Below are 26,441 nucleotides of genomic sequence, written 5' to 3'. Positions count from 1 at the left end.
GAGGCGCATGCCTATGAAATACCTGAAAGTCTTCGGTTGACTGCGAAGCCGCGGATTTAAAGGAAAAGTGCAGGCTCGACCGGCCCTTGTGTACTGGAGTTCAAGCCACTTTCATGACCCTGATTGTGGCTTTGTCAAGCGCATTCAAAGTGACTCAAAACGGACCTTTTTGAAAAATAGTGCAATAAAAAAGGCCTCTGGGGTCTACCAGAGGCCTTTTTCAAGGTGACTTCTCACTTAAGCGGTCCGGACGGGACTCGAACCCGCGACCTCCTGCGTGACAGGCAGGCATTCTAACCAGCTGAACTACCGGACCAATTTGTTGTTTTTGTGTGGGTGTGTCCTTTAAGGGAGTGCAAAGATAGCTTTGGGTTTCTTTTCTCCAAAATTTCGACGAAAAATTTTAAAGGAAGTTGATCCAAAGATTTTGTCCCCAAGACCCCGCCCGGCAAGATCGGTCATGGTTTTACCCCGAAAAAGAGCCTCAACCCTGCCCCGTTCAAGTGCTCTCAGCAGGGTAGAAGGGAGGTCAAGTGAATGTCACAACGGTAGCGTTAGGGGCCGGAGCCAACGAACCGAAGCAGTATGAACTGGCAATCCGTGCCAACGATTTCTCTTTATTTTCCAAAAATCTTCACCCGACCTGTGTTTAGAGATCATCAATTGTATGTTATGTCTCTTCGTTGTAGGATAATATTTTGATAATACGATTTTGTTTTCGTTGTCTGAAATTCGCAGGACTTTCGCGAATGGGATGGAACAGGTCCCCCGAACGGTGGCGTGTCATGGCGCTTTCAAACCCTGTTCTGCCCGTAAATCGCTATGGATCAAGAACTCAAAACGGTAAGACGCAAGCTGAACAATGCCCTGGAACCGGTGAAGGTCATGATGATGCACCAGAAGCGGAAGATGGTGCGGGAAGAGTGGCTTTCGTTCGTGGAGCGCACGAAGACCAGCGTGGTCAATCACCCCTATGAATACATCAACAACGAGTTGGGTTCGGAGAACGACCTGGTGCCGTTGGTGACCAAGATCTTCGACGACTTTTTGTCGGAGAACCCCTAGGGCTACGGTACGAATCGGGTAGAAGCCTTCTGCCGAAAATCGCCATATTTTTTACATCCGGTTTGCCCGGTGCTGCCAAAATTGTTCCTACATTTCCGCGATACTCCAGACGCTTGAATGAACCGGATTCTCATTGTTCTTCTCCTCTTCATCACCCACTTCTCACTGGCCCAACACACGGCATCACCTTATGTCGTGCTCGTTTCCTTCGACGGGTTTCGCTACGACTACGTAAGCCGTTTTCACCCTCCGAATTTTGAGAAGTTTATCCGCGAAGGCACCGCCGCCGAGGGGATGATCCCGTCTTTCCCCAGCAAGACCTTTCCCAATCACTATACCCTGGTCACAGGCCTCTACCCGGGGCATCATGGCCTGGTAGACAACCAGTTCTACGATCCCGAGCTCAAGATCAAATACTCCATCAGCAACAAGACCGTCGTGCAAAACCCGGCCTTCTATGGCGGCACCCCGCTGTGGATCCTGGCCAAACGCCAGGGGGTGCGATCGGCGTCGTGCTTCTGGGTGGGCTCGGAGACCGACATTCAAGGCGAAAAGCCCGACTATTATCTCAACTACGACGAGAAGTTTTCCAACGACAAACGCGTTCAGCAAACCCTCGAATGGCTCAAGCTCCCCGAACAGGAGCGCCCCCATTTCATCACCCTCTATTTCTCTCTCGTCGACACGGAAGGCCACGACACCGGCCCCAATTCCGAAGCCCTGAAACGCACCGTGCTGAAAGCCGATAGCCTCCTGGGCACCCTCATGCGCGGCATCGATGAAACGAAACTCCCGGTCGACATGGTCATCGTCTCCGACCACGGCATGGTAGAGCTCAAAGAAGAGGAACCCACCTATGTCACCCTCGGCAAGTTGTTCAACATCAGCGACAAGTCCGTGGTCATCGCCAACGGTGGCACCCAGGCCCACCTGTACACCTCCAAGCCCGACTCGCTCTATGACGTGTTGAAAAAACAAGAGGAAAACTACAAGATCTATAAACGCCAGATGCTCCCGAAGTCATGGCACTATGATCATCCCCGCGCCGGCGACCTGTTGCTCGTGGTGGACCCCGGCCACTACATCCGCGTGGCGCGCGACCCCAGCCAGAAATGGAATCCTTATTTTGGAGTGCATGGGTTCGATCCGTCGGTGGTCAAGGAAATGCGGGGGATCTTTTATGCCCGCGGGCCGCATATTAAGAGGGGGAAGACCATTGCGCCGTTTGAGAACATTCATGTATATCCATTCATTGCGAAGTTGCTGGAATTGAAAGTCACGTCGCTTATTGATGGGAAGGAAGAGGTGTTGAAGGAAGTCATCAGGAAATAGACCTGTAGACGAGCCTGTCGGTACTTCGTCATGTCGCAGGCACAAGTTGTTTAAAAACCTACGCCAGTAGTTCAAGACATCCCGAATTTCGAGAGCACTGAGCCTGGATAACCTCCGCACGGGTTGAAACGAACACCGGCAAACACCGATAGCCGCTCGCCTACTTCATCACCACACAGATCCAACGTGCCATCCACGGGATTCCTTGGGCCACATGCGAAGCTCGAGGACGTGCGTGCCTGCGGAATGACGTGCTTTTCAGAACGCGCGGCAGTCCTTCGTCATGTCGCAGGCACGCGTTTTTTAAAACCTACGCCAGTAATCCAAGACATCCCGAATTTCGAGAGCACTGAAAGTGGATAACCTGCACACGAGCTAAAACGAACACTGGCAAACACCGATAGTTGCGCGCCCACTTTATCACCACACAGATCCAACGTGCCATCCACGGGATTCCTTGGGCCACATGCGAAGCTCGAGGACGTGCGTGCCTGCGGAATGACGTGCTTCTCAGAACGCGTGGCAGTCCTTCGTCATGTCGCAGGCACGCGTTTTTTAAAAACCTACGCTAGTAATCCAAGACATCCCGAATTTCGAGAGCACTGAAAGTGGATAACCTGCACACGAGCTAAAACGAACACTGGCAAACACCGATAGTTGCGCGACCACTTCATCACCACACAGATCCAACGTGCCATCCACGGGGTTCCTTGGGCCACACGCGAAGATCGAGGCAATGCGTGCCTGCGGAATGACGTGCTTGTCGGAAAGCCGGTAGTACTGCCCAATACTAAAGACTATATCAATGACAGCACTTCACCATCTTTCGGGATGGCGCATCGTTTCGTGAGGTTCTTTTCTTCCAGGATCCTTCGCAGGTCGGTGCGTTTCAAGAGACAGTGATTCACAGTATCCATATGAACGGCAATCACTTTTGCCGAGGGGAGGGCGCCGCATACGGTGGCTACATCGTCGCCACTCATCGTGATCGGGCCACCTTGGAGAAACTGTGCAGCACCGGCGTTGACAACAATGAAATCCGGGGCGTGTTTCTTCAAAGCATCGGCTACTTCATCACACCAAATGGTGTCGCCGGCGACGTAGAGGCGATGACCGTTTTGTTCGATCACAAAGCCGGATACCTTTCCCATCTTTTGGCCAATCTCCCCAGTGCCGTGTTGGCCGCCGGTGCGATGGATCTTGAGTCCTTTGAATTCGATGGTGTCTTCCACAGGCAGGAGATTGGTGAAGCCTGCGGTGGTCAGCGCGTCTTTATCGGATGGCTGGCAGATGAGGGAAATGTCTTTGGCAAGGAGTTCTTTGGCGCGAGCGTCCCAGTGATCGCGGTGAGTGTGGGTGACGATTACGGCGTCGATTTTTGCCAATTTGTCTTTTAGTGATGCTTCGTTGATCGGGAGGTCCACCATGGGGATGCGATTGGTGGTAGCGGCGTTGGCTACCGGGTCCATGGCGTCCTTGGGGCTGAGCATGGGATCGATGAGGAGCGTTACGCCATCGGCTTCCAGCAGGAAGGTGGCGTGTCGGAGGAAGTGAATTTTCATAGGAGATTTCTTGGCCCATGCCCGGGAGGGTATCGTGAGGATACCGGAAAGGGCAGAGGCACTTTGTAGAAAGGTTCGTCTGTTCATAGTGATAAAACTAGGAATTTAAACTCGCGAACGTGACGCCGGGTTTCGTTGACTGCGGCGATGTTGGATGGAATTTTTTGGTGGTCGATAGAATTCCGTAGCGATGTTGTCTACGGTGTAATGCATGAGGGAATCAGAGCGGGTGTTTGTTTTTCCGTGTAGCGATGCCGAATGGGTTGTTGGTGAAGAACACCAACAACGGCGTTGCATCAGACAGGAAGGACAGAGCGGCTGTCTTTACTGTCAACACGGTGAATGCTGAATGAAGGTTGTTGGTGGGACACCAACAACCGTGATGGGTTTTACTTTTTACGCTTCAACACCTTTTCAACGGCGGCTACGATGTTCTCGGGGCCAAGGCCGTATTTTTTGAGGAGTTGGGTGGGGGTTCCGCTTTCGCCGAAGGAGTCGTTCACGGCTACCATTTCGAGCGGCGTTGGGTTAGTGCGGGCCAGGACTTGGGCGATGGCGTCGCCGAGGCCGCCGTTCATTTGGTGCTCTTCGCACGTGACGACGCAGCGTGTTTTTTCTACAGAGGCCAGCACGGCTTCAACATCAAGGGGCTTGATGGTGTGAATATTGATCAGTTCTACGCTGATGCCTTTGGCGGCCAGTACGGCTTCGGCTTCGATGGCGTTCCACACGAGGTGGCCGCAAGCGAAGATGGTCACGTCCTTGCCTTCGATCATCTTGTCGGCTTTGCCGATGATGAAGGGGCGGTCGGTGGTGAAAATGGGCCAGCTGGGGCGGCCAAAGCGCAGGTAGGTCGGGCCTACGTGGTTGCCCAGGGCAATCGTGGCGGCCTTGGTTTGAGCATAATCGCAGGGTACGATCACGGTCATGCCGGGCAGCATTTTCATCATGCCGATGTCTTCCAGGATCTGGTGGGTGGCTCCGTCCTCACCGAGGGTCAAACCCGCGTGGGAGGCGCAAATCTTAACATTTTTACCTGAGTAAGCGATTGATTGGCGGATTTGGTCGTATACGCGGCCGGTCGAAAAGTTCGCAAACGTGCCGGTGAAGGGGATCTTTCCGCTGATGCTCATGCCGGCGGCGAGGCCCATCATGTTGGCCTCCGCGATGCCTACCTGGTAGAATCTTTCGGGGAAATCTTTCTTGAACGCATCCATCTTCAGCGAGCCGGTCAGGTCGGCGCAGAGGGCAACGACTTTGTTGTTGTTTTGTCCCAATTCATGCAGGCCCACGCCAAAGCCGGAGCGGGTATCTTTCTTTTCGGTGAAGGTGAACTTGGTCATGCGGTAGGAATGCGTTTAAAAGTAAATCAATGGGTTTAAAGCTCTCAGTTGAGCGTTGCGAAAGTCGCAAAAGTTTTGGACTCTTCCCATAGGCTTTTTCACAAATAATCACCCTAAAGCAAGGGCGTCAGCAACCGGCAAACCGACTCCGTGACGCGGCGGACGATGTGGCGGGTTCCCCAGATGTGATAGTTCAGTTCGCGCGAATACTGGAGGTCGTCCTCGAAGGCGTCGTCCAGCGCCTTGCACAACGCCTCGTCATAGGCCAGCGCTGCCAGTTCGAAGTTGATGTAGAAACTGCGGGTGTCCATGTTCACCGTTCCCACGATGGCCAGTTGGTGATCGACGGTGATGCTCTTGGCATGGATGAATCCTCTTTCGTAGAGAAACACTCTCACGCCGGCCCGCAGCAGGGGCGTCAGGTAGGAGAAGGAGGCATGCTGCACGATGTAGGAGTCCGTTTTGCCCGGCAGCATCAACTCCACTTCCACGCCGTTGCCCACGGCCATGAGCAGGGCGGTGGTGAGTTGGTCGGAAGGGATGAAGTAGGGCGTGGTGATGCGGATGATCTTGGATGCCCGGTTAATGGCGGTCAGGATGGCTTCCATGCAATACGGTCGTGGCGAGTCGGGGCCGCTCGCGATCAGCGTGGCGGGGGAGCGGCCTTTGGCGGGGCCGGTGTTCTCGAAGTAGGGCGGCTTCAAGTCGAAGTTCTTCTTCGCCGTGAAGTGCCAGCTCAACAAAAATTGGAACTGCAGCAGGTTCACCATGGGGCCTTCCACCTTGAGATGCGTATCGCGCCAGAAGAGTTTGTATTTCCCATTGTTCAGGTAACGGTCGTCCATGTTGATCCCCCCGACAAAGCCGACCTTACCATCCACCACAATGATCTTTCGGTGGTTCCGGTAGTTGGCCTGGGCGGCGAAGGGGAACGTGACGGGCATGAACCGGTACACATCGATGCCGGCGCGTTTCAGGCGGCGCACCATGCGCTTGTTGTTCTTGGAACCCATGTCGTCGATGACCAGGCGAACCTCCACACCTTGCTTGGCTTTGCGCATGAGGATGTCCACCACTTTTCGCCCGACGTCGTCGTAGGTGAAGATGTAGTATTCGATGTGGATGTGATGCTCGGCTTCTTCCAGCGCGGCATATACGCTGGGGAATTTTTGTTCGCCATTGATGAGCAGTTCGAAGTGATTGTTTTCGGTGAGCACGGTCTGGTGCAGGTTGAAGACCAATCGTGAGGCGGCAACGAGGCCTCCGAATTTTTCTTCCGCGCGTTCAAACCTTCTTTCAAATTCGTGCAGGTTGGTATTCCAGAATCGCTCCATCAACGGCATGGCACCGGCGCCTTTCAGGTTGAAGATGCGTTGCTTTCGCAGGTCCCTGCCAAAGAAATAATACACGACCAATCCCAGGCCCGGCAGGAAGACCAGCAACATGATGTAGGCCACGGACTTGATGGGGTTTCGATTGTCCAGCAGAATGGAAATGATCACGCCGATGTAGGCCAGGAGTAGGGGCAGCCAATACCAGCTCTTTAGCAGGCCGAAGGTCCACTCCCAAAGTTCAATTACAGGGCTCATCACGGGGTGAAGATAACGGCATTTCAACAAGGAATGCCAGCATCTTGTTAATGATTTGTTAAACACCGGCCTTTGCCTTCCGGGTCATCAACCCCGACCGCGCCCGTTGCGTAAAAAGGTTTAAACATTCGTTTCCATCATGGCCAAAGAAGGCGTTCAACAAGCATCTCAAACCAACCGCAAACTGTGGTGGTGGTTCATCGTCGCACTGATCATCGCCGTGTTGCCCTGGCTGGTGTTGGGCGCACTGGACTAACACGAACGCCTCACTTGAACACGTTCACGGACACCGTCTCCCCGGAACGTACACCGAATTTTTTAAATCCCGTATACTTGCTTCCCGTGGTCTGCTTCACCCGGAAAACGATCTTGTATTGCCCCGGCAACAGCGTCAGCGAAAACTGTGGCTTGAGTTCGTTGAGGTTGCATACCCACTGCTGTGTTCCGTCATCGGCCAAGGTATAGAGGCTGCCGTAGCCGGTAGCCGTAGTGTTAAAGTTCACCACGCCCGGCGCGGGCACCAGGATGTTCTCCGTCTTGTTGGGTTGAATGTCGATGGTAAAGATGCGGCGTGGCAACGTGAGGGTTTCCACTTCATATTTTCCCGTGAGGTAGCGGAAGGTCTCGTTGCTTTGTTGCGTGTTGATGATCTCGACCTTGCCCTTTTCGCGCACGATGGATTGCAGGCTGTTGTCTCTCCGGCCTTCTTGTTTGATGAGCAGGTTTCCCTGCGGCGCGGGGATGCGGATCACGTTGTGTTTGCCGGGTTCGAGCGCAATGCCCCGCTTCACCACGGCCGGGATCGTATTCACCACCAGGTCATAGTCCACGATGGGATCGATCTGCACGGTGTCGGGCCGGCCTTGCCGGTCGAGATAGTGCACAAAGTCAAACATGGGCGAGCCGGTTTGAGCGTTCACAAACGATACGTTCACGTTGGTCTCCAGCGGCTTGCCACTGGCGTCCAGCAGCTCGATGCTCACGGTGGTCTTGGCAAAGCTCGTTTCGATGGCTTCGTTCAGAACATTGCTGAATTTTCCCGGCGTGTCGGCATCGATGTAGCGACCGGCGCACTCCAGCGTTTTCTCGGAGCGCAGCCCCAACCCGATGATATACGGTCTCAGAAATACACCCCGTTTTTGCATGGCCCGCGACATCGCGCACAAGTCACCACCACACGACTCGATGCCGTCGGTGATCAGAATCACGATGTTGCGATAGCCGGGTCCTGCGGGAAAATCGTTGGCCGATTGCTCCAGCGAGTAGGTGATGGGGGTGACGCCTTTCGGCTTGATCTCTTTGAGTTTGTCGATGATGAGCGAAGCGCTCTTTGAGCTGAACGGGACTTCGAGCCACGTGTCTTTGCAATTCTTTATTTCCTGCGGCGAACGGTGGCCATACACGCGCAAGGCCAGCTCCAGTTTCGTGTTCTTCCCCAGCGAATCCACGATGTGTGTGAGGATGGATTTGGCTACACTCCAGCGGGTTTGGTTGGGGCGTTCCCATTGGTCCAGCATGCTTCCGGAGGCGTCGAGCAGGAAAAGGATGCGGGTTTTGTCGGGGAGCTTCTGCACCACCTTGGTTTGGGCGAAGGCGCCTTGCGAAAGGGCGAACAGGAGCATCAGCAGTGAAACGCGGAGCAACGATGGGGGGAACTTCAATTCCATGCGGTTAAGGTAAGGATATGCCGTGAGGGTTGGTTGGGGTGGTCGTAAAAGTATAACGCCTCTGCGCCTTGGGTTATTTTACCGCAGAGGCGCAGAGGCGCAAAGGAGACGCAACGTTTGTTTAGTAGTCGCCGAGGGTTTGTTCGAGTTGGGCGAGGGCTTTGGCGAGTTCTTCATCGTTGGGGGCTACGCCGTGCCATTTGTGGGAGCCAACCATGTAGTCTACACCGAAGCCCATTTCGGTCTTCATGAGGTTGAGGACGGGCTTGCCTTTTTTGGCTTGGGTCTTGGCATACTCCAGGGTCTTCACGATCTCTTCCATGTTGTTGCCGTTGCTGTCGATCACTTCCCAGCCAAACGCTTCCCACTTGGCCTTGAGGTCCAGCAAGTTGAGGATCTTATTCACAGGGCCGTCGATTTGCTGGCCATTGTAGTCGATGGAGGCGATGACGTTGTCCATTTTGTTGTGGGCTGCATACATGGCAGCTTCCCATACCTGGCCTTCCTGCAATTCGCCGTCGCCCATGAGGACGAAAACGAAGCGGTCGTCGTTGCTCAGTTTCTTGGCTTGGGCTGCACCCAGGGCTACAGAGAGTCCCTGTCCCAGGGAGCCTGACGCGATGCGGATGCCGGGCAAATGTTCATGGGTAGCGGGGTGGCCTTGCAACCTGGAATCCAGCTTGCGGAAGGTGGCCAGCTCTTTTATGTCGAAGTAGCCGGAGCGGGCCAGGGTGGAGTACCACACCGGCGATATGTGGCCGTTGGAGAGGAAGAAAAGGTCCTCACCGTTGCCGGCCATGTTGAATTTGGGATCGTGTTTCAGGATGTGAAAATACAAGGCCACGAAGAAATCGGTGCAGCCCAACGAACCGCCGGGGTGACCTGACTGGCAGGCGTGCACCATGCGAACAATATCTCTGCGGACCTGGGAAGCAATTTTTTTCAGTTGTGGGATGTCGGCTTGGCTCATGGGTTTTTCACATGTTTTGGCTGCGAATATACCGCACGCGATAACCCCCACCAAATGGCAGAAGAAGAATACTTTGTAAATTTTGGCCGTCTGTTTTGAGGCCATTATAATCACGCCGATGTTCGCGAACACAAGCGATGACTTGTCGCAAAACGAGGGGGATCAGTGATTTACGGATGGCAAAAGTTAAAGGGAAACGTTTCCCTTATTTCTTCTTGGCTGCTGTCTTCTTAGCCGGCGAAGCCTTCTTCGCAGCAACAACTTTCTTTGCGGGAGCAGCCTTCTTTGTCGCAGCTTTTTTGGCCGGGGCGGCGGAGGCGCCGTTGGTTTTCAGGATCTGGCTGGTGTGATTTTTTGTGTCGACCTTTTCGATGAGGTCTTCGATGACGCCGGCCTCGTTGATGATGAACGTGACGCGGGCGGTGCCCATATACTTGCGGCCATACATGGATTTCTCGACCCAGGTGCCATAAGCATCGTGCACGGTCTTCTCGGGATCGGCCAACAGACGGAAGGGGAGTTTTTCCTTGGCGATAAATTTCTGGTGCATCTTTTCGGTGTCGGTGCTCACGCCCAGCACCTCATAGCCTCGCTTCAACAACACGTTGTAGTTGTCGCGCAGGTCGCAGGCTTCCGCCGTGCAGCCGGGGGTCATGTCTTTGGGATAGAAATAGAGCACCAGTTTTTTGCCCTTGAAGTCCGAAAGTTTTACGTCTTTGCCATCCTGGTCTTTTGCCGAGAAGGCGGGGGCTTTGTCACCGATTTTTAGGGTCATAGGGTTTAGAGGATTTTGTGTCTGTAGGTAGAGGTGTTTCCGGCGTTGTCCGTTACCTGCAGCTCCAGCATCCCCTTCAACGGCACCTTGTTGTCAAGGCGTTCCGACCAGATGGTCGACGATTTGGCGTCGTAGTCCATCAACAGCCATTGACCATTGATGTAGGCTTCAAATTTATCGATCCCCGAAAGGGTGTCCTTGATCTTGAAGCGCGCGCCCTGGCCATTGACCGACACCACCCGGATGGATGGAGGCTCTATATCTTTCAAAATGGTGAATTCACCAAACTCGCGGGTGCTAAAATTCATGCGACCATTCACCCACTCGCCTCCCAGGTAAGTATAGGATTTTCCGGCGGTGCGATACACTCCGACATTTTTCTGGTCGGGGTACACGCGTTGTGTTTTTAGCGACACGTTGATGCTCTTGTTCAGAGGCACGGTGCGCGTGCCGATGGTGAACAGCTCCTGATCGCCGGGTTCTTTTGAATAGTCCGTGTTCAAATAGAGAGTGTCATACAGGGCGTTCAGCGGAAATTCGATGTCGAACAGGTCGCCATAGTATTTGTACTCCGTCGCCGAAGGAATGGTCGCGTTGATCTTTGGTGCGATCATTTTCTGACACACGCCAATGGAGTCGGGGAGGCCCTTGCGCAGGTCGAACAGGTAGACCGCGCGGTTGGCATTGAAATAGGCCGGCTCGAGTTCCTGCAGGTTGCCCTTCGTATACACGCTGGCTTTGTTGCCCGATGCAGCACAAGGCTGGGCCACCACCAGCATGGTGTTTTCCGTAATGTCGTAAGCCAACTCGGTAGAGGGGTAGCTCTCGAGCGAAATCACATTTTTGGTAAGAGGCGATGGCCTCAAGCGGAAGTTCACCTTGCTGGCGTTTCCGTCGCTGTCTTTCATGCGAATAACAATGTTGGATTCTTTTAATGAATCCACTTTGATCATGCCGCGTCCGGGCGAGGCTCCATAATACTGGAGATCGTTGCCATCATCAATATAGAGTTTGTAGAAACGCGTGCCTTTGTTGCGCATGGTCTTGAAGTCCATGAGCGTATAGATGGCCCGTGGCTCGGCCACGTTCACCTTGTCGATGGCCTGGCTGAAAACGAGCTGGCTGTCGACACTCATTTCGATATAATTCACGCCGCCAAAGAACGGGCTTTGGTTGGCCAGTTTGTCTTTGGCTACCAGTTCCACGCCGATGTTGCCATGGGCCAGGATGGGCGAGGTGATCACGTAGTTGTTGCCCACGCGCTGTGCATAAAACTCAAAACGGCCAAAGCGGTCGTTGATGCGGGAGTTGATGTCGAGGGTGCGCAGGGCGATCTTTTCAGCGGAGGGCGGAAACTTGTCCACCAGTTCGGCAAACCCGGCCACCTTCAAGGGGTCGACGGCAAAATTCTGTGGATCGCGGATGTCGAAATGCAAGTGCGGGCCGCTGGAGCCTCCGGAGTTTCCGGAGAGGGCGATGGTGTCGCCTTGTCTCACGCGGAATTGGTCCTCCGTAAAGGTGAGGTCGATCTCGCCGGTCTTTTGGGTGTACTGTTCCTTCCGAACATGCTCGGCCACGGGACCCAGGAATTTGTCCAGGTGGGCATAGAGGGTGGTGTAGCCGTCGGGGTGGGTGATATAGATCACGTTGCCATAGCCCGTCGAGGTCACGGCGATGCGCGAAATGTAGCCACTTTTCGAGGCCCGCACGGGCAGGCCGATCCGGTTGTCGGTGCGGATGTCGATGCCCGAGTGGAAGTGGGTGGTCCGCAATTCACCCATCGTGCCGGCCAGGGAGCCGGGTTGACCCGGGTAAATGGGATAGAGGTACCGCTCTCCGTCGGCCGGGAATTTTTCCACCGGCTTGCTAAATTGGGCAGAGGCAAAAAATGGGGTGGTCGCTAAAAGTATTGCAGCGACGCTACCTGACTTCAAATTCCAAAAGTTTTTCATCTTCCATGTAAGCTGATAACACATTCCCAACCTTGACAGGGCCAACACCTTTTGGCGTGCCCGTAAAAATCAAATCGCCAGTCCGCAGCGTAAAAAATCTGGATAAGTACGAAATTATATAATCAAAACTAAAAAGCATAAGACTTGTGTTCCCTTGTTGCTTTATTTCTCCGTCCACCTTCAAACTGAAGTTGATGTTCTTCAGGTCTTTGAACTCGGCGATGGGCTTGAAGCTGTTCCCCAACGGCGCGGACCCGTTAAAGCCCTTGGCGATATCCCACGGCAAGCCTTTCTCTTTTGCCTTCTGCTGCAAATCCCGTGCTGTGAAATCGATTCCGAGGCCAATGGCATCGTAGTATTTTTGGGCAAATTTCTCCTCAATGTTCTTGCCTTCTTTACTCACCCGTAGCACTAATTCCACTTCGTGGTGGATGTCCTTTGAAAAGTCGGGATAGTAAAAGGGCGCATTGTCGCGCAAGATGGCGGTGTCGGGTTTGGTAAAGATAACGGGCTCGTCGGGCCTTTCATTGTTCAATTCCTTGATGTGCTCTGCATAATTTCTGCCGATGGCGAAGATTCTCATGGGTTACGATTTTGGTTAAGGCTGGGTTGTCAATCTGGGCTTTGCGCGTTTCGTGTGATGGCATGATGTGTGTACAAACTACTCCGCTCACCGGGCGAAAATGAACTGGATTCCAGCAAATCTATGAAACAATCCTCGCCCGGATTTGTATTTTTACCCAAAAATAAGTCATATGCTAAAGAAGCTATTCATCTTTTCTATTACCGGTTTGGTTATTTATGCCTGCGCCTCCGTAGCGGTGACAGGACGCAAGCAACTTAGCCTCGTTTCCAATGCGGAAGTTATCCCGATGTCGCAGCAACAGTATGCCGAAGTGATCAAGAAAGGACCTCTCTCCACCAACCAGGAACAGACCCAAATGGTCAAAAAGGTCGGTGCTAAAATAGAAAAAGCCGTAGAAGAGTACATGGCCAGTAAAGGCCTCTCCTCCGAACTTTCGGGCTTTGCCTGGGAATTTAACCTCATCGACGACCCCAAGACCGTGAACGCCTGGTGTATGCCCGGTGGCAAGGTGGCCTTCTACACCGGCATCATGCCGGTTTGCAAAGACGAAACCGGTGTCGCCATTGTAATGGGTCACGAAGTGGCCCATGCGATTGCCAACCACGGCCGCGAACGGATGAGCCAGCAGATGGTCGCCCAATATGGCCTGGCCACGCTCGGTGAGTTGATTGGACAAAACCCCACGGCCGGCCAGAACCTGCTGATGCAGGCCGTTGGCGCCGGCACCAACCTGGGGATCTTGAAGTATAGCCGCGACCAGGAATCCGAAGCCGACCACATCGGCCTCATCTTCATGACCATGGCCGGCTACGATCCGAACCAGGCCCCTGTTTTCTGGGAACGCATGGCCTCCATGAGCGGTGGTTCCGAACCCATGGAATTCCTCTCCACTCACCCCTCGCATGCCACCCGCATCCAGGATCTGAAGGGCTGGATTCCCGAAGCACTGACCTACAAGAAGAAATAGAAACCGTTCCGTCATGACCCTTTCGTTAAGGAGATCAATGATGCCAAGGTTAGGAGTGTTAGTCCTCCTGACCCTGGCATTTTTTTATAGCGCAGCCCAAACCGACGATGACGCCGTCCGCGAGATCAACGAGCATCGTCAAAAACAAGAAAAGGAATTCCGCGACCCCGATGCCTCACCCCTGGAGAAACGCGACCGGAAACATTTCAAAGGACTGAAATATTACCCCATCGATCTCAGCTATCGCGTGAAGGCCACCTTCGTGCGAACCGAGAACCCTGTGCTCTTCAAAATGCAAACCACCACCACGCGCCAGCCCGAATACCTGAAGTATGGCGAGGTGCATTTTGTGCTGCAGGGAAAAGATTATGTTTTGGAAGTATACCAGAATCCGGTGCTGTCGCAGCGCGAGGAGTTTGCCGATTACCTGTTCATCCCCTTCACGGACGATACCAACGGAGAAGAGACCTACGACGTAGGCCGGTATATCGATTTCAAAATACCAAAAGCAGAGGAAGTGATCGTGGACTTCAATTTATGCTACAATCCTTCGTGTAGCTACAGCCCCAGGTTTTCGTGTCCCATTCCGCCGGCCGCCAATAATCTGCCGGTGGAGGTGAGAGCAGGAGAGAAGCGATTCAAAGAAACGTCACACTAAATTATTTCCGGAAGCCGCGCAGCTTGATCTCGGTGAGTTTGCGCTTGGTATCGAGTGGGAAATCGCCATTCATCATCCACTCGTAGTAGGGCGGCTCGATCTTGAACACTTCGGTGACCACCTTGTTTTTGTGCTTGCCGAAATTGAAGATCTCTTCCCCTTTTTGATTAAAGATCATGCGGCCCGCCAGGTCGACCATGCCCGTGGAGGTGATCTTATGAAGCGTCTCGATGTCGTTTTTGATTTCGCCAATCTTACGGTTGAGACCGTCGGTCACTTCCTGGCCTTCATAGCGTTCCACCTGGGCTAGCAGCACTTCCATGGTGGCCTGGGTGTCGGCCTCGGCGGTGTGGGAGTTTTCGATTTCTTTATTTACATAAAAACGGTATGCCGCGGCGAGCGTCCGTTTCTCCATGAGGTGAAAGATCTTCTGGGCGTCGATGATCTTCTTGCGGTGATAGTCGAACTCGATGTCGTTGCGCAGGAACTCCTCTACCAGCATGGGCACATCAAACTTCAGGATGTTGAAGCCTGCCAGGTCGGCGCCGTCGAAGAAGCGGGCATAGTCCTTGGCCACTTCTTTGAACGTGGGTTTGTCTTTCACATCTTCCTCGCGCAGGCCGTGAATGGCCGAAGTTTCGGCTGGAATGGGAATGCCGGGATTGAGCACGTTCGACTTGTGGATCGCTTCGCCATTGGGCATCAACTTGATGACGGCAATTTCGATGATGCGGTCCTGGGTGATGTTGATGCCGGTGGTTTCGAGGTCAAAAAAGCAAAGCGGATTCCGTAAGTTGAGTTTCATGAGGGGCGATAAAGAAGTAAAAAATGGGTCTCCGTTTTTTCAGGATACCTGGAGTTTTTCGGCCAGTGCAGGGATGTCCAGTCCGCCGAATTGGCCGGAGCTCATGAACAGCAGGTTCTTGTTCTTCCAGGATTGCTGGAGCAGGAAATTCTCCAACGCCGTCTTGTCCTGAAAAACCAAAAGGCCCGGGGCGGCAAACGCCTTGCGGATGTCATCTTCCGTGAGGACCTCCATTCCCTTGTCTTTCATTTTCGCGGGGTTGAAGTATACGATCTGCTGTTGGGCAGCCTTCATGCTGTCTTTGTATTGGGGAATGAATTTCTTGTTGAGACTGCTAAACGTATGAAGCTCAAACACAGCAACTAAATCACGCGAAGGCGCAATTTCCTTTAAGGCTTTCACCGTAGCTTTGACCTTGGAGGGTGCATGTGCAAAATCTTTGTACACCGACGTGGAGGGATACTCTTTCATCTTCTGCAATCTGCCGGCGGCGCCTTCAAAACTGGTGATCGCTTCCAGGAACTGCTCGGGAGTGATGCCGATCTTCTTCAAGATCTCCTTAGCCCCGCTGATGTTCTGGTAGTTATGACTTCCAAATATTTTGATGGGGTAACGTTCCTTGCCGTTGGTGAGGAAGAATTGCCCGTTGTTGTCGGAGGTGTGCGGATGATTTTTGTAGCTGAGCTCCAACGTGTCGGCGCGTTCTTTCTTGCCGATCATGAGTGCCATGGAATCTTGCTCACAATAGATGAGGATGCCGCCTTTGGGTGTTGCGTCGGCAAAGAGATCAAACTGTTTTACATATTCTTCCTCGTTGGGAAACACGTTGTAGTGATCCCACGCGATGCCGCTGATGAGGCCGATATGATGTTGATAGCGAATGAATTTCGGTGTGGGGTCTAACGCAGAGGATAAGTACTCGTCGCCTTCGATCACGATGATGGGTGCATCCGAAAGCTTCACGGTGTTCTCGATGCCTTTCACCTTGGCCCCCAGCACGTAATCAAATTTATGTTTAAAATAGTGGAGCACGTGGATCACAATGGCCGTGATGGTGGTCTTTCCATGGCTGCCCGCGATCACGATCCGCTGTTTGTTCTTGGAGTGCTCATAGATATACTCCGGGAAAGAGAAGATGCGAAGCCCCAGTTGCTGCGCTTTTAAGAGCTCGGGGTTGTCCACTTTGGCGTGCATACCGAGGATGACGGCATCCAAGGCGGGGGTGATTTTATCAGGGTTCCAGCCCTCTGTATCAGGCAGTAAGCCGTGTTGTGCTAATGTACTACGTGAAGGATCAACGATCTCATCATCCGAACCGCTCACTTCATGCCCGCCTTGTTTCAGCGCAATGGCAAGATTGTGCATAACGCTTCCGCCAATGGCGATGAAATGAATCTTTTGCTTCTTTTGCTGCATCGAAAAAAAATTCCGGTTAAAGTAAGCAAAAATGTTTGGGGTTTGAAAGTCCTCACTATCTGTTCGCTGCTTCACATTGGCTTCACACAACAATCTTTCCGATAAAGTGTCGTTTGGAATTTATTAACATTTACCTTGTTGGTGAATTGTGTATAAGTTGTGGGCAGACTGATTCGTAATGATTGTACGTTTGTCGCCTTTACAAAGAAAACACGTACAACAACCACTGTATGGAGCAAGGAAGATCAACGTCACTGAGGGTCGGTAACAAGTCGAACAAACTCATTCCCAGAGAGATCTCGGAAGGGTTGGGCAAGTTACCCCCTCAGGCACTTGATCTTGAAGAGACGGTGTTGGGTGCGCTCATGCTGGAGAAGAATGCGTTGAACGCCGTGGTGGAATTTTTGAAGCCCGAACATTTCTACAGCGAGACCCACAAGGAAATCTATTCCGCCATCGTCGAACTCTTCAAGTCTTCCGATCCCGTCGATATGCGTACCGTGGTGAACCAACTGCGCAAGTCCGGCAAGATCGAGCTGGTTGGGGGTGCTTACTATATTGCGGAGCTTACGTCCAAAGTGAGCTCGGCAGCCAACATCGAGTATCACGCGCGCGTCATCATGGAGATGGCCATCAAGCGCGAACTCATCCAGGTGTCGTCGCAGATCCAGCACGATGCCTATGAGGACACGACCGATGTGTTCGAGCTGCTCGACAAAACCGAACAATCCATTTTCCAGATCTCCGATTCCAACCTGCGCAAGAACTACGACAACATGCGCAACCTCATGACGCGGGCGATCCAGGAACTTCAATCCCTGAAAGAACACAAAGACGGCCTCACCGGCGTGCCCAGCGGCTTTACCGCCCTTGACCGCATGACGTCAGGCTGGCAGAAATCAGACTTGGTCATCATCGCCGCCCGCCCCGGTATGGGTAAGACCGCCTTCGTGGTGTCGGCGCTTCGCAATGCCGCGGTGGAATTCAAAGTTCCCGTGGCCATCTTCTCGTTGGAAATGGCGTCTATCCAGTTAGTTAACCGGATGATCTCGGCGGAAGCCGAACTGGAAGGCGAAAAAATAAAACGCGGTACCCTGGCCGATCACGAGTGGACGCAATTGGTCCACAAAACAAACAAGCTGGCCACCGCCCCGATCTTTATCGACGACACACCCGCACTTTCCGTGTTGGAACTTCGCGCCAAATGCCGTCGCTTGAAAGCGGAGAACAACATCCAGATCATCGTGATCGACTACCTGCAGCTGATGCGGGGCGATCAAGGTGGTAACCGCGAACAAGAGATCGCTTCCATCTCGCGGGCACTGAAAGGTATCGCCAAGGAATTGAGCGTCCCCGTGCTGGCCCTCTCGCAGTTAAGCCGGGGTGTGGAAACCCGTGGTGGCGACAAACGGCCTCAACTTTCCGACTTGCGCGAATCGGGTTCCATCGAGCAGGACGCCGATATCGTTATGTTCTTGTACCGTCCTGAATATTATAAGATCACCGTCGACGAAGAAGGCCTGCCCACACAAGGCATGGGCGAAGTGATCATTGCCAAACACCGGAACGGATCGGTGGGCAGTGTGAAGCTGAAGTTCATTGGCAAGTACACCAAGTTTGGCGACCTCGACGCACCGATGTCATCCTACGACAACCCCTTCTCGGGCATGATCACCCGCGAAAGCCGCCTCAACACCTTCAACCCCGACAGCGAACCCCCGTCGTTACCGCCTATGCGCGACGACGACGAGACGCCGTTCTAGGACCGCTGAATTTTTCGTTCAATCTACGATTCCGACAAGCAACGCCCTGTTTCGTACGGCGCTTCTCCTTACCTTTGGCTGTTGATCAATCGCATGAACATGCAAAAGTTTTGGTTTGGCTTGGCCGTGGCCTTCGGTGTGATGGCCTGCTCCAGTGATGAGGACCCGGTGGATTGTGAAAAATCCGGTCTCTTCCTAAGCCTGGGCACCGTGGTGAATGCCACCCAATGCGGCGTGGCCGATGGCAGTCTGAAAGTGTTTGGCAGTGGGGGCAAGGAACCCTACCAGTTTTCCCTCAAAAACGGTCCCACCCAGGACAACGGCCAGTTCAACAACTTACCCCCCGGCATCTACACCATCGTCCTGACCGACGCCAACCGTTGCAGCACGACCCTCGACAATGTTTATATAAAAGCAAAGGACTTTACGTTCACGGCCGAGATCACCGACGACAATTCGTGCCTGGGAAGCAACGGTGCCGTTACGCTACAAGTGTCCAGCGGAAACCCGCCTTACCTGTTTGCTATCGGGACGGGCGATTTTACAGAGAACAATACGTTTAGCAATCTGCCGGAAGGCTATCAAACCATTATGGTGAAGGACAATGAGGGGTGTGTTGTAAATTTGGGGGTGACCATTCCCCGCGGATTCAGCGGCACGAGTTGGGAGAACGACATCAAGCCCATCATCGAAACCAAATGTGCGCTGAGCGGATGCCACAACGGTTCGCGTCCCGACCTCCGCGTTTTTGCCAACGCCAAAACCTACGCCAAAAGCATGAAGTCGAAAACCCAGGACCGCAGCATGCCCGCCGAAGGATCGCTCACCGACGCCCAAATCCAACTCATCGCCTGCTGGGTAGACGACGGGGCGCTGGCCAACTGATTCTTACTCGATATCGAAAAGCAAATCCTGGTGTGCCGCGTGTAACTCGCGAAGGGCTTTCAGGTCGCTATGACGCCGGGCTTGTTCAATGCCCGCCATAAACGTTTTCAACGCCTGGTCGCGGTTTCCCAGATCCTGGTAGGCCCTTCCCAAATGATAGTAGGTTGGAATGTATTCCGGATGCTCCTTGGTGAGCCGGGTAAACAACTCAATCGCTTTTTGACCGTCGATCTTTTGCTGTTCGAGGGCGAGCGCATAAAGGTTAAAGGGATCGGTTGGATCTTCCTGGTAGAACTGCTGAAGTTGGTCGATGCGCGAGGACGACATAACGTGGGTTTTGAGGATTGCTAAAATCGAAAAACCGGTACTTTCGAAAACTGCAAAAAAGCCATAAAGCTCACATCCATCAGAAAAAAAGGAAATGACTGCATTTACCGGCCTGCGCTAAATCAACACGAAGCACCCCCTCATGGTTTCCGCGCTCGGCGAATATTTCCTCCAAAAAAAGATCCCGACAAAAGCTGACTGCAATACCCTGAGTAACATCATTTTCTCGCAAGACGAGGAGGTGGAGAGACCTGGAAATAAGCATGCCCGTCTATTGCATCCGCGGCAAAATGTTCTGTTACCTCTGCTGGACACAAAAAATATAAAATAACCGTATATCGGTATCGTTGAAGGCGCCCGCATCCACCATCCAGGATTGCTCCAGAAAAACGCGCCCGCATGAAAATCCTTCTCATCGCCAACAGAGACATCTCCATAGGCAAACTCCGCACCGCCTTCCGAGAAATGCTAGCCTTTTACAAATAGTCCCAAGCCGCAAGGCCTTTTTTGCTCACCCAAAGGGAGGGGCTTGCCCGCCGAAGCTTTAGCGAAGGAGAGCGGTTCAAAATGATTTTTTACTTCGTCACTTTCAAAGTACCCTGCATTATCATAGCATGCCCCGGATAGGTACACAGATAAGTGTACACCCCAGGCTTCGCCGGCACCGTAAAATAAATTGTCTCCGAAGTTCCGGGCTGGATTAGGTTGGTATGAAACAACACCTTCGCCGAGTTAGGGATGTAGCTCATTTGCGACCCCTTCAACCCTAAGTTGAACGCCTGATCACCCACTTCCTTCGCCGACCCCGGCTCCACAATCACCAGGTTGTGCGTCATGTCATCATTGTTGCTGAAAACGAGCTTTATTTTACTGCCCGCTTTCGCCTGCAACTCCGTAATATCAAATTTCAACCCTGGCTTGGTGCCGATGGCAATCACCTGGTCAGGTTGTTTCCAATCTGCCGGCATCTTCAACTGGCGTTTGGCCGTAGCTTTGGCCGGCGTCACAGCTTTGGTAGCGGCGGTAGCGGTGGTCTTTTCAGGCATAGCCATAGCGTGGTGGGCATGCACCATCTGGCTTTCCGTAAGCACAACTTTTTCGCCTGCTGGAATAGCATTCAAAGTATAATATGCCGTGTTGTGCAACAACGGCAAGCCGTTTTCACCCGTGAAGTCCGTCAGCTTCACCTCGTGGATGTAACCCTCGCGCAAGTTGTCGAGCACAACGCGCACTTTCTTGCCATCTTCGGAAACAATGATGCCTTTCAGCGTGCACTTTTCATTGTTGATGATCTCGCTACCGTATTGATGGTGATAGTGATACGTGAATCCATTGAATTCATAATGCGCCGCATCTTTAGCCACTGCCTTGTTCACCGGCGACGTGAATTCAAGCTCGAAGCCGTCGGGCCGTGCCTGCACCGTTTTTATTTCAAAAGGCACTTTTCCCGTCCAGACCAGGCGTTGCAAAGCGTAAAGCTCTGGACCGGTACTGCTCCAACCACGGCTGGTCATCCCCCCAAAAACAGATCCGTCCAACCCAAACCGGAGGCGGATGAGGCCCGATGCAAAACCCTCGCGGAAAGGATAGCAGGCACCTTGATATTTGCCGTTCACTTTTTCCAACGTCATGCGCATGATCTTGGAGTGCCCCTGGTCGCTCACAAAATATTGCCCCGCAAAGGGGCCGAACGCACCCTGGGTAGTGTCTTCCAGGATGTCGGCAGTAGAAATTCCCATTAAAGTATGGGGGAACCAAACGGCAGGCAACTTCAACTCTTTGATGATTTTTGCTGCTTCGAACATGGGCTGCCCATTGTCAACTTTGGCGAGCTCTTCGCGCGTGAGTTTCACGGGCGATTCGGGTTCTTTTGTCCATCGCAGACCACCCGCGTTTCCCGCAAAGTCGCCCTTCTCCAGGTGGGTCACCCGGCCGGAGCCAACCCAGTCGCCTTGATTTTCGGCATAGAAAATATCGTTGGAAGAATTGACTATGATGCCGGCAGGGGAGCGGAGGCCCGTAGCGATGGGTTCCATAGTGCCGTCTTTCTTGATCTTCAACAACCATCCATGCCATTTCGCAAGACCTTCGCCATAGCCGATCCAGGCCACGTTGAGAGTGACAAACATGTCCCCGTTTTTGTCGAAGACAGGGCCATAGGCATATTCGTGATAGTTGCCGCTGAGATCAAATTTATAGAGCGTTTCAAAGAGGTCCGCGCGACCATCGTTGTCCGTATCGGTGATGCGGGTGAGTTCTCCGCGTTGTGTGCAGTAGAAAGCGCCGTCGCGATAGTTCAATCCTAGCGTCTCGTGCATGCCCGAGGCAAAACGCGAATAGCGGGGTTCGCCTTCATAGGGATTTTCGATCATCCAGATCTCACCCCGCCGCGTGCTCACGGCCACACGGCCGTCGGGTAACACAGCCAGACCGCCAACTTCCAATTTTACATTTTCGGGGATGGAAATGGTCTTCAGAGCATAGTAGTCTTCTTCGGCCTGGGGGCGTGTGGCTTGGGCGTTGCTTCCGGATGTAAGAAAGATCAGGGAGAGAAAGAATAAGCCTGCAAATATTTTCATAGGGGAGTAGTCGTTGTGTGATGGATTGGAATGGGATTTTTCTTGAAGCATTACCATATCAGGCTATAGGTTAAAGAAGTTGACAGGGGTGCACCCCATTCCAATACCAATTCTTTTTTATTGCCATTGACGCGGATCGATGGTTTTGTTTTTCCCATCGCCGGAACGCGAACGTAATACGCTTCGTCGATCACATAAAGATTGTCGGAGACTTCCCGGATCTGACTTCCTTCTGCAAACCGCACGATGGCAGTCTGGCCTTGCGGAAACTGGCTCACGGTCAGCGTGCGCGCGAGACCCTGGCCGTTGATGTCGGGTTGAAACGAGTCTTCGAAAGTGATGCTGCCATATTGATATTTGAATTTGGGATACCGCTTTTCGTCGAGGCGGTAGCCTTTATAGATCAGGTCTTTGCGGTCGTTCAGCGTATCGGGGAGCGCGGCTTTGTTGTCGGCAACCAGGGCAAGCGGACATTTTCCACTCAACACCACGGGGGCTCCCATCGGGGAGGCTACTTGTGGCTCGCCGCGTTCATACCACATCTCGGTCACGTTCAGGAAATCGCCACGCCAGCATTGCAAGAGTGCGGCCTGGTCCAGGTTGTAGGCATAGTGAACGCCGGCCAGGTCGCCAACGGAGATGACGTGGGTTTTCTTTTTTCCTTTATAATACATGAAAGAGCGGATCAACTCCGGCTCCAATCCTGCGCTCACGCTAATAAGCGGTGTCGGCGGTATGGCGGGCAGTGAGCTTTGCAGGTGAAGAGGCTGGGGGCGTGCGTTGGTCTTTCCGATGAAGACACCCACCCCGGCAGGTCCCCAGGCAGAACCTTTCACATAGGTCAGCACAAGGGTATGTTTGCCCACGTCCAGGGTTCGGGTGGCCTTTGCATCGGCAAACCATTCTTCCTCGGCCGCAATCACTTCGCCATCGAGGGTCAACTTGGCCTTGCCTACTTTCTGCAGGATAAATTGGTATTCTGATTTCTCTTTGATGTCGAGCGTTCCGGTGAACACGAGGCCGAGTTTGTTGGGATTGTCGGCCAGCTTCGCGTCGATGGCTTCGGCCGTTCCTTTCCGTACGAGCGCGTCGGGTGTGAGGGTATAGTCCTGGAAGTTGCCTTCGTAATATTCGTACTGCACATTGCTCAACTTGATATTGAAATCATCCAGCAACGCATATTGAATGTTGCGAAACGCTACCGGTCCGTGGTCGCCCTGGATCATCAGTGGGCCTTTCGCCACCTCGTCCTGGAAAGCGGCAGCGCGCGTGGGGCCGGTGACGATGATGTTCTCGTGGATGACGATACCATTCAACACCACTTTCACAAAGCGGGCAGGAGCGATCTTCTTTTTCTTTTCATCGAAACGCGGACGATTGAATTCTATCTCGAGATGTTGCCACAGACCGGGTGCCAGGCTGGCATTGGTGCGGGCAGGGTGGCCTTCGTAGCCTTTTTTTCCTTCCGGGCGGGCTTCGTCCCAGCGTTCATAGATGCTTCCGCAATCCTGCACGTGGGGAATTTTCACACCCCAACTGTCCATGAGTTGAATTTCGTAGCGGCCCAGCAGGTAGATCCCGGAATTGGAGCCTTTGGGCATCATAAAGTCGAGCGACAGATAGATATCACCGTGTTCGAAAGCCGTGAACAGGTTGGTCTCGGGTTTGAAACGCGCTTTTTCGTCGAAGTCGTTCAGGAGTATTCCGGTGCCTTTCTGTGATTTTAGTGCCGGGCTGTCGAAGCTTCCGGAAACATCGCCCACGATCTGCCAATTTTTGGTGGGCGTTTTAAATCCCGACAGATCATTGAGGGGGAGGGGCGTAAGTTTGTAAAACTGAGTTTGTGCCGACGCCATCTCCAGCAACACGAGAAGCAGCAAGGGCGTGAGGAAAATTCTTTTCAGCATGGGAGTGTGGGTGTTTTGGTCGTAGGGTTAAATGGGAACCAAAGATATTTCAAAAAGTCATTTTGACCATAAGCGAGTGATAATTTTTAGTCCTGGTTTTTACGGTTGGCGAACACTTCGGGAAGTTACCTAACCCGCTCGGTATCAGGACGCTAATCGGTTATCGTTTTTGCGAAGGCCAGAATTGATGACCAGCGGTTTATTCTTTCCACTTTTTTGCCGTCTTTAGCACCCGTTACCTATTCCGCTATGAGGCATGTTACCTGCAGTCACTGCAACCGGACGGATGTTCCCGTCAATGAATCCCTGCATATTGATGATGTTGTTTATTGTCACAATTGCGTCAACACCACGTTCACCGAAGACCAACTGAAAGGCAGGACGGTGGTCAACGAATTTGATCCTACCGTATGTTCCAACTGTAGCAAGGATTTTGGAGATACCACGCTGGAGAAGGTGGCTCAATATCCCATGTGCCCGGAATGTACAAAAGCCATTCACGAGAAATCCTTTCCTACCTGGGTGAAGGCATTTTTTATCGGCATCCTTGTCGTGGTGGTTTTCTCTGCCGTCTACAACTGGCGGTTTGTGGAAGGCTATAAAGAAATTCAGGCCGGAGGAAAGGCTATGGGTGTGGGTGATTATAAAGCGGCGCTGGCGAGTTTCGAGGCCGCGGCACGGCACGTTCCCGAGCAAAAGGATTTTGAACCCCTGGTTCACTTCTGCCGTGGCGTCACGTTTCTACAGGACGACCATTCGGCAGAAGCGCTTCCGGAACTGGAGGCTTGTCTTGAGTTTATGCCGGCTGACTATAATGTCTCTATGCTAATCACCCAGGCACAGATCGGTGCCGCGTTCGACACAAAAGATTATGGTCTCTTCTTGCAGCATACCAAAAGCTTCCTGCAGAACGACACCACGCAGGCCATGTCGTGGGCCGGTGTTGCTTCGGCCTATGCTTGTCTTTATGCGACCTCCAAAGTCGACTCCCTGAAGGATCGGTACATCGCCTATCGAACCAAAGCGCTCGCCATCGCCGACAGTGCGAATCAAAACGAACTCGCGGTCTATATCAATCGCCTGGATCATCGCATCGAGACCGGTGACATCATCACGGCAAAACAGTTCTCAGAGAAATTCCCAAACGGTTGGGCTAAAAATTAATCGCTATGTTTTTCATTCCCGGTCAACTCATTTCCCTCGCCACGTTCCCAGGTGTTATCGTGCATGAATTTGCACACATGTTCTTTTGCAGGCTCAGAAAAGTAGCCGTGCTGGATGTCTGCTATTTCCGCGTAGGGAATCCTGCCGGGTATGTGATCCATGAGAAGACCAGCGATTTCCTCACCACCTTCCTGGTTTCGATGGGTCCGTTCTTTGTGAACACCGTTCTCTGCCTGCTCATTTGCTTGCCGGCCTATTTGCCCATCAAATACTTCAACATCGATCACCCGCTCTCGTTCGCGCTCATGTGGCTGGGAGTTTCCATTGGCATGAATGCCATTCCGTCCAACCAGGACGCGCAAAATGTTTGGGAGGAAGCCAAGGTGCACGCCAAGTCGGGTAATGTGCTGGCGATCCTTTCCTTTCCCATCGTGGTGGTGATCTACATTTTTAATGCGCTGCGCGTGGTGTGGGCCGACCTGTTCTATGGCATTGCCATCGGCGTGGGAATTCCCTCCCTCATATTAGGTTAACTTTGCAATGGTCAAGGCATTTCGCGTGCCGGAACCGGTGTTGCGCTAGGCACTGAGCGTTAATATCACTACATTCGCTAAACATCAACGGCGACATGAAATTTGCATCGTTCCTTTTTGCGCTTTTCCTTTTTGTGCAGGAAGAAGCGCCCTACAAACCCAAGGAGGAATTTGAGATCAAACTCAATTTCGAGTTCCGCACGCGCCCGTTGCCCGATCCGAACACGGTCGACATGGAACAAACCCACAAGGAACTGACCCGGGCCCAAGCCTCGGGGCCGCTGCCATATTTATTCCTGAATGTGCGTGCGCTGACCTTGAAACCGGGCGAAGTGCGCGTACGCGTGGTAAAGAATGACGAAAAGATCATGCTCACCCGTAAAGTCGACACCTCCACCGTATTAAAGCTGGAATTGGGCTATACCGACGACATCAAAGACCGGGTGAGCCCCTATGAATACACCCTTCTTTTCCAGGACGACGACAAGAAGAGTCTGAGCCGTATCGTGGTCCGCTTTGAAGAAGACGGCACCTACCTGGTGAACGGCGAAAAGCGCGGGAAGATCTGAAACGGTTCTTCGTCATATCCATCCTGT

21 protein-coding genes, 1 tRNA gene and 1 pseudogene are annotated in these 26,441 nt (G+C 52.9%); 9 read left to right on the top strand and 14 right to left on the bottom strand.

What is annotated here, in order from left to right:
• Positions 1–242: 242 nt before the first annotated feature.
• Positions 243–316 (bottom strand) — tRNA-Asp (locus BUB30_RS03015).
• Between the two features lie 506 nt (positions 317–822).
• Here BUB30_RS03015 and BUB30_RS03010 point away from each other — a divergent pair.
• On the top strand, positions 823–1,065 hold the full coding sequence (locus BUB30_RS03010) for a hypothetical protein (protein WP_073130938.1): 243 nt from the start codon (positions 823–825) through the stop codon (positions 1,063–1,065).
• Positions 1,066–1,182: 117 nt separating this feature from the next.
• Positions 1,183–2,397 carry an alkaline phosphatase family protein gene (locus BUB30_RS03005; protein ID WP_073130936.1) on the top strand — a complete coding sequence of 405 codons (1,215 nt, stop codon included), beginning with the start codon at positions 1,183–1,185 and terminating at the stop codon, positions 2,395–2,397.
• A gap of 797 nt (positions 2,398–3,194) precedes the next feature.
• On the opposite strand, the gene BUB30_RS03000 is transcribed toward BUB30_RS03005, so the two are convergent.
• From BUB30_RS03000 to BUB30_RS02965, 8 genes and pseudogenes are all read right to left on the bottom strand, one after another.
• Positions 3,195–4,046: an MBL fold metallo-hydrolase gene (locus tag BUB30_RS03000; protein WP_221408658.1), complete on the bottom strand. Its 852-nt coding sequence runs from the start codon at positions 4,044–4,046 to the stop codon at positions 3,195–3,197.
• 302 nt (positions 4,047–4,348) lie between these two features.
• Complete coding sequence (locus BUB30_RS02995; RefSeq protein WP_073130934.1) at positions 4,349–5,302, bottom strand: transketolase family protein; 954 nt, start codon at positions 5,300–5,302, stop codon at positions 4,349–4,351.
• A gap of 113 nt (positions 5,303–5,415) precedes the next feature.
• Positions 5,416–6,891, bottom strand: coding sequence for a cardiolipin synthase (gene cls / locus BUB30_RS02990; RefSeq protein WP_073130933.1), 1,476 nt, complete (start codon positions 6,889–6,891; stop codon positions 5,416–5,418).
• 266 nt (positions 6,892–7,157) lie between these two features.
• The gene (locus BUB30_RS02985) at positions 7,158–8,558 is read right to left on the bottom strand and encodes a vWA domain-containing protein (RefSeq protein WP_073130932.1); all 1,401 of its coding nucleotides are present in this window, start codon (positions 8,556–8,558) and stop codon (positions 7,158–7,160) included.
• Between the two features lie 121 nt (positions 8,559–8,679).
• Positions 8,680–9,528: a transketolase gene (locus tag BUB30_RS02980; protein WP_073134687.1), complete on the bottom strand. Its 849-nt coding sequence runs from the start codon at positions 9,526–9,528 to the stop codon at positions 8,680–8,682.
• A gap of 328 nt (positions 9,529–9,856) precedes the next feature.
• Positions 9,857–10,303 (bottom strand): annotated as a pseudogene (bcp, locus tag BUB30_RS02975) (thioredoxin-dependent thiol peroxidase); the annotation flags it as partial.
• A 5-nt stretch (positions 10,304–10,308) separates the two neighbouring features.
• A complete protein-coding gene (locus BUB30_RS02970; RefSeq protein WP_073134685.1) occupies positions 10,309–12,237 on the bottom strand; it encodes a M23 family metallopeptidase in 1,929 nt (642 codons plus the stop codon).
• Positions 12,224–12,838, bottom strand: a complete 615-nt coding sequence (locus BUB30_RS02965; protein ID WP_073130930.1) for a fumarylacetoacetate hydrolase family protein — start codon at positions 12,836–12,838, stop codon at positions 12,224–12,226. The genes BUB30_RS02970 and BUB30_RS02965 overlap by 14 nt, the downstream gene beginning before the upstream one ends.
• Positions 12,839–13,010: 172 nt before the next feature.
• Here BUB30_RS02965 and BUB30_RS02960 point away from each other — a divergent pair, with 172 nt between their 5' ends.
• Together BUB30_RS02960 and BUB30_RS02955 are read left to right on the top strand one after the other, a co-directional pair.
• Entirely contained in the window at positions 13,011–13,808 is a 798-nt protein-coding gene (locus BUB30_RS02960; RefSeq protein WP_073130928.1) for a M48 family metallopeptidase, read from the top strand.
• Positions 13,809–13,821: 13 nt separating this feature from the next.
• On the top strand, positions 13,822–14,466 hold the full coding sequence (locus BUB30_RS02955; RefSeq protein ID WP_084137866.1) for a DUF1684 domain-containing protein: 645 nt from the start codon (positions 13,822–13,824) through the stop codon (positions 14,464–14,466).
• 1 nt (position 14,467) lies between these two features.
• Here BUB30_RS02955 and BUB30_RS02950 read toward each other — a convergent pair whose 3' ends face one another.
• Together BUB30_RS02950 and BUB30_RS02945 are read right to left on the bottom strand one after the other, a co-directional pair.
• Positions 14,468–15,271: a 3'-5' exonuclease gene (locus tag BUB30_RS02950; RefSeq protein WP_073130927.1), complete on the bottom strand. Its 804-nt coding sequence runs from the start codon at positions 15,269–15,271 to the stop codon at positions 14,468–14,470.
• A 39-nt stretch (positions 15,272–15,310) separates the two neighbouring features.
• On the bottom strand, positions 15,311–16,687 hold the full coding sequence (locus BUB30_RS02945) for a UDP-N-acetylmuramate--L-alanine ligase (RefSeq protein WP_073130925.1): 1,377 nt from the start codon (positions 16,685–16,687) through the stop codon (positions 15,311–15,313).
• Between the two features lie 230 nt (positions 16,688–16,917).
• Here BUB30_RS02945 and dnaB point away from each other — a divergent pair, with 230 nt between their 5' ends.
• Positions 16,918–18,450, top strand: a complete 1,533-nt coding sequence (dnaB, locus tag BUB30_RS02940) for a replicative DNA helicase (protein WP_073130923.1) — start codon at positions 16,918–16,920, stop codon at positions 18,448–18,450.
• 99 nt (positions 18,451–18,549) lie between these two features.
• Positions 18,550–19,335, top strand: coding sequence for a SprB repeat-containing protein (locus tag BUB30_RS02935; RefSeq protein ID WP_178377004.1), 786 nt, complete (start codon positions 18,550–18,552; stop codon positions 19,333–19,335).
• Between the two features lie 3 nt (positions 19,336–19,338).
• Here BUB30_RS02935 and BUB30_RS02930 read toward each other — a convergent pair whose 3' ends face one another.
• From BUB30_RS02930 to BUB30_RS02915, 3 genes are all read right to left on the bottom strand, one after another.
• Positions 19,339–19,662 carry a tetratricopeptide repeat protein gene (locus tag BUB30_RS02930; RefSeq protein WP_073130919.1) on the bottom strand — a complete coding sequence of 108 codons (324 nt, stop codon included), beginning with the start codon at positions 19,660–19,662 and terminating at the stop codon, positions 19,339–19,341.
• A gap of 575 nt (positions 19,663–20,237) precedes the next feature.
• Positions 20,238–22,241, bottom strand: a complete 2,004-nt coding sequence (locus BUB30_RS02920) for an auracyanin family protein (protein WP_073134681.1) — start codon at positions 22,239–22,241, stop codon at positions 20,238–20,240.
• 50 nt (positions 22,242–22,291) lie between these two features.
• Entirely contained in the window at positions 22,292–24,148 is a 1,857-nt protein-coding gene (locus BUB30_RS02915) for a 3-keto-disaccharide hydrolase (protein ID WP_073130916.1), read from the bottom strand.
• A 249-nt stretch (positions 24,149–24,397) separates the two neighbouring features.
• On the opposite strand from BUB30_RS02915, the gene BUB30_RS02910 reads away from it, so the two are divergent.
• From BUB30_RS02910 to BUB30_RS02900, 3 genes are all read left to right on the top strand, one after another.
• Positions 24,398–25,312 carry a hypothetical protein gene (locus BUB30_RS02910; RefSeq protein WP_073130914.1) on the top strand — a complete coding sequence of 305 codons (915 nt, stop codon included), beginning with the start codon at positions 24,398–24,400 and terminating at the stop codon, positions 25,310–25,312.
• A 5-nt stretch (positions 25,313–25,317) separates the two neighbouring features.
• Entirely contained in the window at positions 25,318–25,845 is a 528-nt protein-coding gene (locus BUB30_RS02905) for a metalloprotease family protein (protein ID WP_073130912.1), read from the top strand.
• Between the two features lie 95 nt (positions 25,846–25,940).
• Positions 25,941–26,414: a hypothetical protein gene (locus tag BUB30_RS02900; protein ID WP_073130910.1), complete on the top strand. Its 474-nt coding sequence runs from the start codon at positions 25,941–25,943 to the stop codon at positions 26,412–26,414.
• Positions 26,415–26,441 lie beyond the last annotated feature (27 nt).

This window comes from Chryseolinea serpens (assembly GCF_900129725.1).
Lineage (GTDB): Bacteria > Bacteroidota > Bacteroidia > Cytophagales > Cyclobacteriaceae > Chryseolinea > Chryseolinea serpens.
This window is presented reverse-complemented; position numbering and strand designations above follow the sequence as displayed.